The following is a 13,176-nucleotide window of genomic DNA, read 5'->3' on the forward strand; positions in this document are numbered from 1 at the left end:
TATGCGAGTCACCCTGCACTACGAAAGGCGCTTGTGATGATCAACCGCGAATGGCACCTGCTCAGCCGCCCGGTCGGCTGGCCGAAGCCCGAGGACTTCGCCCTGGTGGAGACCGAGACCCGGGCCCCGGCCGAGGGCCAGGTGCTGGTGCGGAACAAGTACCTGTCGGTCGACCCGTACATGCGCGGCCGTATGAGCGCCGCCAAGTCGTACGTCGCCCCCTTCGAGCTGGGCAAGGTCATGCAGGGCGGCGCGGTCGGCGAGATCGTCGAGTCGAACGCCGAGGGCTTCGCGGCCGGCGACCACGTCCTGCACTTCGGCGGCTGGCGCGAGTACGCGACCATCGACGCCAAGGGCGCCGTCAAGGTCGACCCCGACCTCGCCCCGCTCTCCACCTACCTCGGCGTCCTCGGCATGACCGGCCTCACCGCCTACGCCGGCCTGCTGCGCACCGCGTCCTTCAAGGAGGGCGACTCGGTCTTCGTCTCCGGCGCCGCGGGTGCCGTGGGCAGCCAGGTCGGCCAGATCGCCAAGCTCAAGGGCGCCTCCCGGGTCATCGGCTCCGCCGGCTCGGACGAGAAGGTCAAGCTCCTCGTCGAGGAGTACGGCTTCGACGCGGCCTTCAACTACAAGAACGGCCCGGTCAGCCAGCAGCTCCGCGAGGCCGCCCCGGACGGCGTCGACGTGTACTTCGACAACGTCGGCGGCGACCACCTCGAAGCGGCGATCGGCTCCCTGAACGAGCGTGGCCGTATCGCCATCTGCGGCATGATCTCGGTCTACAACAGCACCGAGCCGGTACCCGGGCCGAAGAACCTGGGCCGCCTGATCCAGACCCGCGGCCGTATCGAGGGCTTCCTCGTCGGCGACCACTACGACCTCCAGCAGCAGTTCGTCCAGGAGGTCGGCGCGTGGGTGGCTTCGGGTGAACTGAAGTACCGCGAGACGGTCGTCGAGGGCATCGAGAACAACCTGGAGGCGTTCCTCGGGCAGCTGCGCGGGGACAACACCGGCAAGATGATCGTCAAGCTCTGACGGACGACGTTCCACGACGAGGCCGCACCCCTGGACGTGGGGTGCGGCCTCCGTCCGTCACTGAGCCAGTGCCGCGCTGTGCACGGCCCTCACCAGCCCCACGTTCTCCGGTGCCGCCCCGCCCGGGAAGCCGAACCGGCGCCTGGTGTAGCCGTAGGCCAGGCCGCTGCGGGGGTCGGCGAAGGCCTGACAGCCCGCCGCGCCGCTGTGGCCGATCGTGCCGGCGCCCAGGAACGGGTACCAGGCGTCCGCGGTCGCCTGGAAACCCAGGCCGTACGCCCGGTGCGTGCCGGTCACCACGTCGTACCCGACGGAGTGCAGCTGCCCGAACTCCGCCACCGTGTCCGGCTTCAACAGCGCGGCCCGGTCGTCGACTTCGCTGATCGCCGCCGCGTACAGCCCGGCGAGACCGCGCGCCGACGCCACCCCGCCGACCGACGCGGGACCCTTCGCCCGGATCACCCGCTCGTTCGGCAGCGACTCCAGGACGGTCGGCTGCGCCGCGTGCTCGTTGAACGCGATCGCGCCCAGACTGTGCGGCCCGGCGGGCTCCGCGGCCCGCGCGGCCTCCTGCTCCGGAGTCAGCAACTGGGCCTGCGTGGTGCGGAATCGGGGTTCGTGCGCCGCCGGCAGCCCGAGGAAGAAGTCCAGCCCGTACGGCGCGCGCACTCTCTCCTCGTACACCTCCCGGAGCGAACGGCCCGTGGCCCGCCGTACGATCTCGCCGGTCAACGCGCCGATCACCAGGGCGTGATAGCCGAAGGCCGTGCCCGGGCGCCAGAACGGCCGCTGGTCGGCGAGGCGTTCGGCCACCGCCCGGTCGTCGGAGAGTTCGTCGAGCGTGAAGCCCGTGTCCGTCCCGACCAGACCCGCGCGGTGCGCGAGCAACTCGCGCAGCGTCAGCACGCCCTTGCCCTCGGACGCGAACTCCGGCCAGTAGTACGTCACTTTGCGGTCCAGCTCCAGCGTGCCGTCCTGCACGAGCAGCGCCACCACGAGGTGCGCGGCGCCCTTCGTGGACGAGAACACGCCATAGAGCGAGTCGCCTTCGGTACCGGGTGGCCCCGCCCACAGGTCGACGACCCGCCGACCGTGTACGTATGCACACAACTGGCCCTCGTAATCGGCACGTTCGCCCGCCACGACCGCGGCGAACTCCTCCCGCACCGGCTCGAAGCCGTCGGCTACGGTGCCGTGGATCTCCTGGGTCATCTGCTCTCCTCGACTGATCCGCTGCTCGCGTGTGCCATGGTGAACAACGCCCGCCCGACCTGCGGGAGTTCCCCCTTCGGATGATCCCGGAAGAGGGGCTCCGTGCCGAACAGGACGGCTCGCGGGCCACTGACGACCGAGGGCCGCCCCGCCGCCTCCCCGGGACCACCGGAACCGTCGGCCGACGCCCGCCAGTGCCCGGCGACGAGTGGGTTCCCGGTCGCGTACGACTGCTCCACGCGCACCCCGGGCCCGAGACCGGTGAACCACACCGGTGAGTAGACGAAGGCGTGGGGCGGGGCTCCGGCCGTCACCGGACCCGAATTCACCACCCGTACAACGCCGTTGGCCTCCTCGTCGCCCTCGACGGGCGTCGCGGTCAGCAGCCCGGTCGCGGAGGCGAACGCGGCGCCGGTGACGCCCCGGCCGACGAGTCCGTGCCCGGTCGACAGGAAGGCGCGCAGGGCGGTGCGGGCGGCCGGGGTCAGGTCCTCGTACTCCAGCCCGGCCGACACGAACAGGACGTCCGCCTTCGACCAGTCGAACCCGGCGTTCAGGATGTCCGTCGACACCGGGGTGACCTCGAAGTTCATCTCCCGCAGCGCGAACAGCTCACCCGCGGTGACGGCGGCGGCTACGCGGACGGGGTGGAGGGCGGTCGTGCCGGAGAGGGTCGTCGCGTCGAAGGCCACGTCGTACGTCCCGGCCGCCTCGGTCGCCTTCGCCCACGCCGACTCCGGCACGATCGCGCTGCCGTCCGCCGCCCGTCGTACCGGAATCCCCCGCTGGAGAAGGGAGTTCACGGCCGCGAACTCCGCCGGGTCGGTGAGGCGCAGGCGGAGGTCGCCGTGCGGGGCGACGTAGGCGGCGGGGGAGGGTGCGGTGATGGCGGCAAGTGGCGTGCCGGGGAGGCTGGTTGCCGTCCTGACCGTGGCGCCCCACAGACGGCCCAGGCTCCAGGCCGAGATGTCGTACATGGCCGTCACCTTGTCGCTGATGTCACGGCCGTCGGCCAACAGGGCGTTCGCCAGACCCCGTTTGGGCTGGTGCATGTCGACGACGTACGGGCCGTTCGCCGCGCGTAGCACGTGAACGTCGTTGGCGAGGAGATGGGCGACCAGGCGGGCACCCGCGGTGTCGGCAGCAATGGTGTAGGCGCGGGGGAATTCGGTCGTGTAGACGTCCTCGGGGCCGATGCCCGGGACGCCCGGGACGGTCCGCGCCGACACGGGTACTTGCTCGGCCCCGGCCGCGCCCCGGCGGAACATCTCGATCTGGTCGGCGATGAGGGAAGTCCGGTGGGACCGGGCGAAGTCGAGGGTCGCGCGCATGGCCGCGCCCGCGACGGCCACGTTGACCGCCGCGCGGCGGTGCAGCTCGGCGGTGGGGAGGGTGTCGTAGGCCGCGTTGTTGACCTGGAGCGGGATCTCGACCGTGTGGGCGGCGACCGCGCCCTGGAAGGCCGCGTACTGCGGGGTGAAGACCGGGGGCCAGTCGTCCCAGCCCTCCGCCTGGTCGCGGAAGGGGATCTGGGCAGGTGAGACCCCGTCCTTGGCCGGTGTGTAACCGAGGCCGTTGACGGCGGTCTCCATACCGAGGGCGTTGGCGTAGGTGTTCTTGAGGAAGAGGTCGTACTCGTAGTTCTCGCCGTGCGGGGGAGTGGTCGGCTCGATGAGGGTGCCGTTGACGTAACCGTGCAGGTCGAGCAGGACGGCGGGCTGTTTGTCGATCGTGATCGCGCGGATCGTCCGGGTCTCGGGCTGCGAGGCGGTGATCAAGTCCCGGTTCAGGTCGAAGCCGTTGGCGTTGGTGCGGGTGTTCGCGATACGGCCGTCCGGGTTCGCCGTGAGGTTGAAGTAGAGGCGGCTGTGCGCCAACAGGTCTTCGGTCCGGGCGTCGTTGGAGGTGGCGAGCTGGGAGATGAGGTCGAGGGAGGCGTCGGTGCCCTCGCGTTCGTCGCCGTGGATGTTGTTGTCGAAGAGGACCGGGGTCTTGTAACCGGCCTTGATCTCGGGGGACTTGGCGGCGGTGGCGGGCGCGTTCTCGATGAGGTCGCGCATCCGTTCCTGGGCGGTGGCCTGGTCGGTGGTCTCCGGGGCGGTGACCGTGACGAGGTAGAGCCGGTGCCCGCCGGCCGAGACGCCCGCGACCTCGACACTCACCCGGTCGCCCAGCCGCTGGAGGGCGTTCAGGCGTGCGGCGAGCGCGTGGTACGGGGTCAGACCGAGCTTGACCGACGCGTCGGCGGGGTTCGCCGGGTCGGGGGAGAGGACCTGGCGGCGGGGATAGCCGAGGCGGGGGTCGGTGCGCGGGACGGTGGCCGTGAGGGCGCGGCGGGCGGCGGTGGCGGGCGCGAGGCCGGCGTACCGGTCGGGGCCGGAGCCCTCACGGGTGGCGGGGCGGGGGTCGGCGCCCGCGACGCGAGGTTGGAGCAGGAGCGAACCGGCGGCGGTGGTCAGGGCGACGGCGGTGATCAGAACAGGTCTCGGGGGGACGGCTCTGGCAATGGTGCGCACGCGTACCTCCTCTTTGGTTCCAGAGATCGGTACGGCGAGCCGCACCTTTTCGACTCAACGGTGAACAGGAAGTTGTTGGTGTCGTCGATGCCCCGGATGGCGCATTCGCGGGGCCGGGGACGGGGCATGCTGAGCAGAGGTCACCGGTACCGGGCAGCGGGTGCGGCCGGTTGGACATGGTCGTGTCCGTCCACGTACCGCTGCGGACGACTGCGTACGGCGAGGAGGTCCCAGGTCCCATGGCAACGATTCCTTCGCTCCCCAGCAGGGACGAGGTGCTGCGGATGGCACGCAGCACCACCGACATCACCGGCCAACTCCTGGACACGGCCGGGAACATCACCAGGATCGCGATCAACACCCTTGATCCGCGGGACGGTTCGGGCGCGGAGGCGCTACGGGTCCTGCGCGAGACCACCGCCGAACTGGCCGAGGCGAGTGCGTCGCCGCAGGCCCAGGAGGCGTTCTACCGCATCGTCGACACCCTGACCCGGCTCGGCACGACCGGCGCCCCGCTGGCCGTGCACCCGGTGAGCGCACCGGCGCAGGCGCTGCTGACCGTGCTCGGCGACAGCCTGCTCCCCGTCCTGGACGCGGTGGAACCGGCCGTCGAGGAGTTCGCGACGGCACTCGGCGACCTGGTCGAGGCGGCCTCGCCACTGCTGCCGGCGGCGGCGGGCGTGGCCGCGGGCACCCTGCTCGCCCTCACCCCCCTCATCAGGGCGATCGCCGACGTACTGGCCGACTCGTCGCCCGAACTCCGGCGCGTGGCCGAGGCGTTGACGGCGGCGCTGGCCCCGCTGCTGCCGTTCCAGGTGGCCCTCGCGCAACGGGCGGCGACCGCGGGCGCGAACGTGGTCCGGGCCGCCCTGCCACCCCTCGCCGACCTCACGGAGGCCGCGGCGGCGACCACGAAGGTGGCCGGCCCGATCCTGATCGCCGGCGAGGAACTCCTGGTCACCGCCCTGGAACGGGTCCAGCCCGCCCTCCTCGCGGCGACCTCCCACGCGGGCCGGGTGGCCCGGGCGACCGCGGTACGGGTGACGGCGGCGGTGGCACCGGCGGCGGACCGGGGGGTTGTGGTGGCGGTGTCGAACGCGAGTGCGTAGCGGTGTCGACCGCGCGAGAGGCGCACCGTAAAGTTCGCCCCATGCATGATCTTGGCGCGGGGTTCGGCTATCTCCTGAAGGGCCAGCGCTGGATGGCGCGGCACGGCAGGCACTACGGTTTCGGGCTGATCCCCGGTCTGATCACGCTGGTCCTGTACGTGGCGGCGCTGGTCGCGCTGGCACTCTGGGGCGAGGACTTCATCACCTGGGCGACGCCCTTCGCGGACGACTGGTCGAGCCCGTGGCAGGGCCTGTTCCGCGGTTTCCTCACGGCGGTCCTGTTCGTACTGGCCCTGCTGCTCTCGGTGTTGACCTTCACGGCCGTCACGCTCCTCATAGGCCAGCCGTTCTACGAGAACCTCTCCGAGAAGGTCGACCGGGACGTCTCCCCGGACGGCACGGCCCCCGAATCGGGCCTCCCCCTCTGGCGCGAACTGTGGATCTCGGCCCGCGACAGCCTCCGCATCCTGGCCCGCGCGGTGCTGTGGGGCGTCCTCCTCTTCGCCCTGGGCTTCGTCCCGTTCATCGGCCAGACGTTCATCCCGGTGATCGGCTTCTTCGTCACGGGCTTCTTCCTCACGGAGGAACTGACGGCGGTCGCCCTCCAACGCCGAGGCATCGACCTCCGCGCCCGCCTCACCCTCCTCCGCTCCCGCAAAACCCTCATCTGGGGCTTCGGCACTCCCCTCGGCCTCTCCTTCCTGGTCCCGTTCGTCGCGGTGTTCCTGATGCCGGGGGCGGTGGCGGGGGCGACGATGATGGCGCGGGACCTGTTGGGGGAGGAGACCGAGGAGGGAGATGGGGAGAGGGGCCAGGAGGGGGATCAGGCGGGTGACAGGGAAGTCGGACCGGCGTCAGTCGACGAGTGAGGCGTTCACCGCCACCGTCACCATCGCCTTCACCTGCGCGATGATGTCCACCCGGTTCCGCACGAACTCCGGATCGGTGATCGTCCCGGTCGCCGGGTCCGTGTTCCCCGCCCCGAACTGCAGTACCGGCGTGTGGATGTGCCCACCCGGCAGCGCATCGTGCAGCCCGAGCCGATCGCGTAGCAGCGTCGCCCGATAGGCGATCTCGTTGGAGAGATAGTTCCCGCCGCCCCCGGCACGGGCCGTGGACCCCGCGGTGGGCCCGTCCGGCCGTACGACGGGCACGGTGCCGCCCGCCGGAATCTCCGTCACGTCCGTGTGGTCGTACGCGGGGAACCGCCCGGTGTCGGCGGCCACGATCGCCTTGTACGGCAGGGTCGTCGACGTCCACTGGGGCTGCGAGGCCGGGTCGGCGACGGGCACGGTCTCGGTCTTCGACACGTTGTCGTTGTCCGGATACCCGCCCCGCCAGGCCCCGTTGGTCCGCTCGACGTCGAAACGGCCCACCCGTCCCTGGCTCACGGTCGTGAACAGATCCACCTTCGGCAGATACGGCCGCAAGGCCCGCTCCACGGTCCCGTCCGCGAAGTCGGCCCACCGCACGGGGAACATGGCCGTCTCGATCCGCGCCGGACCGTCCGCCGTCTGGATCACCGTGCCGTCGAGCGCGAGCGCGGTGGCCCCGGACGGATTGGAGATCCGGATGTCCTGATCCAAGGTGAACGGATCGAACCCGGTAACAAGAATCCGCTTGATCCCCTTCGCCCCCTTCTTCCCCTTCACGCCCTCCGCCCCCTTCCCCTGCGGATACCGAATACTGCTCTGCCCCCGCGAGGTGGTCTCCAACGCGGAGAGCAGGGCGGTCCGTTGACTCTCGGTTATCCCGAACTCCGGCTCCCACCCCCGCACTTCCCGAGTCATCCCCAACCGGGCCCAGTACAACGGCCGGTCATCGTCCCGACTCAGATCCCCACCGGCAGGCCCCCGCCCCTGAGCCCGCGCCACGGCCCGCCGCCACAACGCGGTCCCCTCGTCCACGACAACACGACGGGCCTGCGCGTAGCTGTGCGCGCCTTCCAGCGCGCGGGTGAACTCCGGTGCCACGGCGTCGAATCCGGAGTGTTCGAGGATCGCCTGGGGGACCGCCTTGTCGAGCCGCTGCTCCTCGACGGTCGGGGACAGGGTGGTGTCGGCCGCCGCCCCGGTACTGGGAGCGGAGAAACCGGCCAGCAGGGCCAGTCCGAGGATGCTGGTCCGAACTCGTATGACGTTCAAGGTGGTTGAGGCCTTCCGTTCGCAGTGGGGTGCGGTGCGGTGTGGTGCCGTGCGGTGCCGGACGGCGGCAGTATCGCGTGACGGGAGTGGTCTACGCCACGGGTGCGACGGACGATGTGATCCGCCCGGCCTCCTCCACCAGCACCCCGAGGAACGCCGCCCCCGCAACCGACACCGCCCGCCCCCGAACCGTCGCCGCGTACACCGCCCGCGCCGGCGCCCCCTCGTCCAGCACCGGCACCAACTCCACGTCAGATCGCACGGCCCCGGCGGCGAGGGACGGCACCAGTGCCACGCCGAGCCCGGCGGCGACGTAGCCCTCCTTCGCGGTCCACTCGGCGACGACATGGGCGATACGGGGCCGGAACCCCTGCCGCAGGGCCGCGTCGAGGAGGGTGCCCTCGGGACGGGCGCTGCCCGATATCCAGTCGGCGTCGGCGAGTTGGACAAGCTGGATCGGCCCCTGCCCCGCGAGGGGGTGTCCGGCAGGCACGGCGACGTACAGCGACTCGTCGAGGAGATGGTGGAGTTCGTAGGCGTCGAGCGGTGCCTGTCCCGTCGTGGAGACGATCGCCAGGTCGAGATGCCCGGATGTCAGGCGCTCCAGAAGACGCGGGGTGAGGCCCTCCTCGCGGGACACCAGTACCCCCGGGTGCCGGTCCCGGAAGGCGGCGAGGGCGTGCGGCACCAGCGCCGCGTCGGCGGTGGCGAACGCCCCGAACCGCACCCGCCCACCGGCCACTTCACGCAACGCCGTCAGCTCACGCACCGCCTCGTGCAGCGACTCCGCCACCGCCTCCGCACGTGGTACGAGAACCCGGCCGGCCTCCGTGAGCCGCACCCCCCTCGGCAACCGGTCGAACAACGGCGCCCCACCCAACGCCGCCTCCAGCGAGGAGATCTGCCGCGACACCGCGGACTGCGTCCACCCCAACACCCGCGCGGCCACCGTGAACGAGCCGTGCCGGGAGACCTCCAGGAACACCCGCAGCCAGACGGTGGAGAGTTCGGGAAGGCCGTCGTCCGATGAACTGCCATGCTGGATGGGCATGTCAGCCATGCTAGACATTCGCTTGTCGCACCGCGAAGCCGGACCTTAGCGTCGACGCCATGCGGATCACCCTGGACAACCCCGCCTCGGCACCCCAGCCCCTGAGCCCCTACTACTCCCAGGTCGCGCGCGTCGAACACCCCGACGGAAGCGCCCTGTTGTTCCTCTCCGGACAGATCGCGGAGGGCGCCACCCTCACCGAACAGAGCCGAGGCGTCTTCGAGACCATCGCCGCCCTCCTCAAGGCACACGGCGCGACCCTCGCCGACGTCATCAACATCCGCACGTACCTGACCGACATCACCCGCCTCGACGAATACGGCACCGTACGAAGGGAGTTCCTCACCGGCACCCCACCCACCAGCATGACCTTCGAGGTGCCCCGCCTGTTCCGGCCGGAGGCGCTGATCGAGGTCGAAGTCGTGGCCGCCGCCCCCGCGACGAAGTGATCCCCTCCGGGTGATACTGCGACCCATGACCGCAACGGCGACAGCCAAGGCAGCGAACCTCGGCGTCCTCTTCGCCATCGAGCTCGGCGCCCTCGTGGCCGTCGGCTACTGGGGATTCACGCGGGACCTCGCCACGCCGCTGACCTGGCTGCTCGGCATCGGGGGGCCTGTTGTGCTCGCCGTGTTGTGGGGGCTGTGCGGTTCGCCGAAGGCCAAGTACAAGGTGCGGGGCGCCGGGCGGGTCGGGTTCGAGGTGGTGTGGTTCGGGGCCGGGGTCGCGGCGCTGGTTGTCGCCGGGGTCTACGACTGGGCCCTCGTCCTCGCCCTCGTGTGTGTGGTGAGCAAGACGCTGGCCGTCATCTGGCGGCAGTAGCGCGGGAGTTGACCGGCCTGGAGTCGACCGGCCTGGAGCTGTGACCGGCCTGGAGTCTGCCGGCCTCCCTACGCCTCCTCGCCCAGCAGCGCCAAGAAGTCCCTGAACGCCCCCGGCATGTCCACCGACTCCGGATCCAGCAGCCACTGGTACTGCAAACCGTCCATCACCGCGACCAACAGCGGAGCCGCCCGCTCGGGTGTCAGGCCGTTCGGCAGCTGGTCGCCGTACTCGGCGCGCAGTACCGCCGCCATGTTCGCCCGCACCCGGACGTACCGCTCGGTGAAGTAGTCCCGCGCCGGATGCCCCTCCGTCACGCTCTCGCCGAGGAGCGCGGAGAAGGTCTGGATGATGCCGGGCCGCATCGCGTTGTACTCGACCAGGGAGGCCAGCAGGTCGACGCGCCACCGGCTGTCCGGTACGGCGTCCCACTGGTCCCGTTCCTCAAGGACGGCCACGAGCAGCGCGTCCTTCGTGGGGAAGTAGTGCAGCAGGCCCTGCTGGGTCAGGCCGACGCGTTCCGCCACCGCCGCCAGGCTCGTGCCCCGGTAGCCGCGTTCGGCGATCACCTCCAGGGCCGCCCGCACGATCTCGGCGCGTCGTTCCTCGCGCCGGGTCCTGGAGTTCGTGGCGTTCATGGCGTCACCGTACGACACTCGGAGGCCGTAAATATAACGGCACGGTTACGAAACCTACCGCTCTACAGGTAACCGATGCACGATGGAGGCACCGCACGGTACGGACTCAACGAGGAGGCACAGCGATGGCGGGAACCCGCACCCCGGCCGACGACGCCCGTGAAGCAGTCGTCGAGGCGGCCCTCGGCAAGCTCGATCCGGATGCCAAGGCGCGGCTGCTCGCCGGGCAGGACATGTGGTCGCTGCCCGCGCTCCCGGAGATCGGCCTGAAGTCCCTCGTCATGTCCGACGGGCCCATCGGCGTCCGGGGCGTCCGCTGGACCGCCGACGACCCCTCCGTCGCGCTGCCGTCCCCCACCGCCCTCGCCGCCACCTGGGACCCCGAACTCGCCCACCGCGCGGGTGTGTTGCTCGCCCAGGAGGCCCGCCGCAAGGGCGTCCACGTCCTCCTCGCCCCGACCGTGAACCTCCACCGCTCCCCGCTCGGCGGACGGCACTTCGAGGCGTACAGCGAGGACCCCTACCTCACCGGGCGGATCGGCGTCGGGTATGTGACGGGCGTACAGGAGGGCGGAGTCGGTACCACCGTCAAGCACTTCGTCGCCAACGACGCCGAGACCGACCGCTTCACCGTCGACAACCTGATCTCCCAACGAACCCTGCGCGAGCTGTACTTGGCCCCCTTCGAGCTCATCGTCGAGAACGCCCACCCCTGGGGCATCATGACCGCCTACAACACGGTCAACGGCACGACGATGACCGAGCACCGCTACCTCGTGAACGAGATCCTGCGCGGCGAATGGGGCTTCGACGGCTTCAACGTCTCCGACTGGACCGCCGCCCGTTCCACCGTCGGCGCCATCGAGGGCGGCCTCGACGTCGCCATGCCCGGCCCGAAGACGGTCTACGGCGCGGCTCTCGCCCAGGCCGTGCGCGACGGCGAGGCCGAGGAGGCCACCGTCGACACCGCCGTACGGAACGTGCTGCGGCTCGCCGCCCGCGTCGGCATCCTGGACGGCGCAGAACCCGTCGTGGCGGAAGCCCGACTCCCGTCCCCCGTCGACGGCGAGGCCCTCGCCCGCGAGATCGCCCGCCGCTCCTTCGTCCTCGTCCGGAACGAGAACGACGCCCTCCCGCTCAAGCCGAACGGCACCGTCGCGCTCCTCGGCGCCGCCGCCCGCGACGCCCGCGTCCTCGGCGGCGGCTCCGCCATCGTCTTCCCGCCCCACGTCGTCTCCCCGCTCGACGGCCTCACCGCCGCCCTCCCCGAAGGCACCCTCACCTACGCCGTCGGCGCCGACCCGAACACCGAACTCGCCGCCGCCGACAAGGGGTTCGAGCTGCGCGCCGTCTGCCGGGACGCCGGGGGTGTCGTCATCGGCACCGCCTCCGCGCCCAGCGGCCAGCTCCGGTGGATGGGTGACGACCTTCCCGAGGGCGTCACCCACGACACCCTCCACACCGTCGAACTCGCCGGCACCTTCACCCCGCGCGACACCGGCCGGCACACCTTCGGCATCAAGGGACTCGGCGCCTTCACCCTCACCGTCGACGGCACGACGTACTACGACGACGTCCAACGCCCGCTCAAGGACGACCCGTTCGGCTCCTTCTTCGGCGCCCCCGAACCCCGCGCCCAAGTCGACCTCACCGCCGGCACCCCGGTCGAGGTGTCCCTGACCTACGTCGTGAGCTTCTCCGAGAACCGCGACCTCAAGGTCATCGGCTTCACACTCGTCCACCAGGAACCGCAGCGCGACCCGGACGAACTGATCGCCGAGGCCGTCGAGTTGGCTCGCGCCGCCGACACCGCCGTCGTCGTGGTCGCCACCACCGAGCGCGTCGAGTCGGAGGGCTACGACCGGACGGACCTCCAACTCCCCGGCCGTCAGGACGACTTGGTGCACGCCGTCGCCGCCGCCAACCCGAACACCGTCGTGATCGTCAACTCCGGCTCCCCGGTCGAACTGCCCTGGCGCGACGAGGTCGCCGCCGTGCTGCTCGGCTGGTTCCCCGGCCAGGAGGGCGGCGCCGCCCTCGCGGACGTCCTCACCGGCACCCACGAACCCGGCGGCCGACTCCCCACCACCTGGGGCTCCCGGGCCGACGCCCCCGTCACCCAGGTCGTCCCGGACAACGGCGAACTCCCTTACACCGAGGGCGTCTTCATCGGCTACCGCGCCTGGGAGAAGGAGGGCCGCACCCCGTCGTACGCCTTCGGGCACGGCCTCGGTTACACCGACTGGACCTACGGCGAGATCGAGGCGGAGGTCGGGGGTGGCCGCTCATCGGTCACCGTCCGCGTCACCAACTCCGGTGCCCGGCACGGCCGCGAGGTCGTCCAGGTCTATCTGGCCCCCGCCGATGCCCCCACCGAGACCAACACCAACACCAACACCAACACCGACGCCGCCCCGGAGCGTCCCGCCCGCTGGCTGGCCGGTTTCGCCGGGGTCGAGGCCGGGCCCGGCGAGAGCGTCGACGTGGTCGTCGAACTTCCGCGACGGGCTTTCGAGATCTGGGATGAGACGGCGAACTCGTGGGCAGTTGTAAAGGGTTCGTACGAGATCCACGCGGGGCGCTCGATCACGGACCGCAGGGTCGCCACGACGATTAACGTCTGAGCCGGGACAAGCTCCCCACAGACAG

Annotated in this window: 11 protein-coding genes; 6 read left to right on the forward strand and 5 right to left on the reverse strand. The window is 71.0% G+C overall.

The annotated features are described in order from the left end of the window. Positions 1-36 precede the first annotated feature (36 nt). Complete coding sequence (locus OG714_RS35125) at positions 37-1,035, forward strand: NADP-dependent oxidoreductase (protein ID WP_406127100.1); 999 nt, start codon at positions 37-39, stop codon at positions 1,033-1,035. A 57-nt stretch (positions 1,036-1,092) separates the two neighbouring features. Here the strand turns inward: OG714_RS35125 and OG714_RS35130 are convergent, their stop codons facing one another. Both OG714_RS35130 and OG714_RS35135 read right to left on the reverse strand, forming a co-directional pair. Further along, a complete protein-coding gene (locus OG714_RS35130; RefSeq protein WP_406127102.1) occupies positions 1,093-2,247 on the reverse strand; it encodes a serine hydrolase domain-containing protein in 1,155 nt (384 codons plus the stop codon). Next, positions 2,244-4,763, reverse strand: a complete 2,520-nt coding sequence (locus OG714_RS35135) for a M14 family zinc carboxypeptidase (RefSeq protein WP_406127103.1) — start codon at positions 4,761-4,763, stop codon at positions 2,244-2,246. The genes OG714_RS35130 and OG714_RS35135 overlap by 4 nt, the downstream gene beginning before the upstream one ends. A 239-nt stretch (positions 4,764-5,002) precedes the next feature. Here OG714_RS35135 and OG714_RS35140 point away from each other — a divergent pair, with 239 nt between their 5' ends. Both OG714_RS35140 and OG714_RS35145 read left to right on the forward strand, forming a co-directional pair. Beyond that, positions 5,003-5,872, forward strand: coding sequence for a hypothetical protein (locus tag OG714_RS35140; protein WP_406127104.1), 870 nt, complete (start codon positions 5,003-5,005; stop codon positions 5,870-5,872). A gap of 41 nt (positions 5,873-5,913) precedes the next feature. Next, positions 5,914-6,741 (forward strand): EI24 domain-containing protein, encoded by an 828-nt coding sequence (locus tag OG714_RS35145; RefSeq protein WP_406127106.1) that lies wholly within the window; start codon positions 5,914-5,916, stop codon positions 6,739-6,741. On the opposite strand, the gene OG714_RS35150 is transcribed toward OG714_RS35145, so the two are convergent. Further along, positions 6,727-8,016, reverse strand: a complete 1,290-nt coding sequence (locus OG714_RS35150; protein WP_406127108.1) for a pyroglutamyl peptidase — start codon at positions 8,014-8,016, stop codon at positions 6,727-6,729. The two genes, OG714_RS35145 and OG714_RS35150, sit on opposite strands and share 15 nt — an antisense overlap. A 91-nt stretch (positions 8,017-8,107) precedes the next feature. After that, positions 8,108-9,076 (reverse strand): LysR family transcriptional regulator, encoded by a 969-nt coding sequence (locus OG714_RS35155; RefSeq protein ID WP_406127110.1) that lies wholly within the window; start codon positions 9,074-9,076, stop codon positions 8,108-8,110. A gap of 50 nt (positions 9,077-9,126) precedes the next feature. On the opposite strand from OG714_RS35155, the gene OG714_RS35160 reads away from it, so the two are divergent. Together OG714_RS35160 and OG714_RS35165 are read left to right on the forward strand one after the other, a co-directional pair. Further along, positions 9,127-9,516, forward strand: coding sequence for a RidA family protein (locus tag OG714_RS35160; RefSeq protein ID WP_406127111.1), 390 nt, complete (start codon positions 9,127-9,129; stop codon positions 9,514-9,516). Positions 9,517-9,541: 25 nt separating this feature from the next. Continuing rightward, entirely contained in the window at positions 9,542-9,889 is a 348-nt protein-coding gene (locus tag OG714_RS35165) for a YrdB family protein (RefSeq protein WP_406127112.1), read from the forward strand. 68 nt (positions 9,890-9,957) lie between these two features. On the opposite strand, the gene OG714_RS35170 is transcribed toward OG714_RS35165, so the two are convergent. Beyond that, a complete protein-coding gene (locus tag OG714_RS35170) occupies positions 9,958-10,545 on the reverse strand; it encodes a TetR/AcrR family transcriptional regulator (RefSeq protein WP_406127113.1) in 588 nt (195 codons plus the stop codon). A 107-nt stretch (positions 10,546-10,652) separates the two neighbouring features. Between OG714_RS35170 and OG714_RS35175 the strand changes: the two genes are divergently transcribed. Next, positions 10,653-13,151 (forward strand): beta-glucosidase, encoded by a 2,499-nt coding sequence (locus OG714_RS35175; RefSeq protein WP_406127115.1) that lies wholly within the window; start codon positions 10,653-10,655, stop codon positions 13,149-13,151. Positions 13,152-13,176 lie beyond the last annotated feature (25 nt).

Origin of the sequence: Streptomyces sp. NBC_00989 (genome assembly GCF_045162655.1) — a bacterium.
GTDB lineage: Bacteria > Actinomycetota > Actinomycetes > Streptomycetales > Streptomycetaceae > Streptomyces.

Bases quoted from the DNA above. Each gene is read 5' to 3' on its own strand.
- OG714_RS35125 (WP_406127100.1), top strand. From the start codon at position 37: ATGATCAACCGCGAATGGCACCTGCTCAGCCGCCCGGTCGGCTGGCCG.
- OG714_RS35130 (WP_406127102.1), bottom strand. From the start codon at position 2,247: ATGACCCAGGAGATCCACGGCACCGTAGCCGACGGCTTCGAGCCGGTG.
- OG714_RS35140 (WP_406127104.1), top strand. From the start codon at position 5,003: ATGGCAACGATTCCTTCGCTCCCCAGCAGGGACGAGGTGCTGCGGATG.
- OG714_RS35145 (WP_406127106.1), top strand. From the start codon at position 5,914: ATGCATGATCTTGGCGCGGGGTTCGGCTATCTCCTGAAGGGCCAGCGC.
- OG714_RS35155 (WP_406127110.1), bottom strand. From the start codon at position 9,076: ATGGCTGACATGCCCATCCAGCATGGCAGTTCATCGGACGACGGCCTT.
- OG714_RS35160 (WP_406127111.1), top strand. From the start codon at position 9,127: ATGCGGATCACCCTGGACAACCCCGCCTCGGCACCCCAGCCCCTGAGC.
- OG714_RS35165 (WP_406127112.1), top strand. From the start codon at position 9,542: ATGACCGCAACGGCGACAGCCAAGGCAGCGAACCTCGGCGTCCTCTTC.
- OG714_RS35175 (WP_406127115.1), top strand. From the start codon at position 10,653: ATGGCGGGAACCCGCACCCCGGCCGACGACGCCCGTGAAGCAGTCGTC.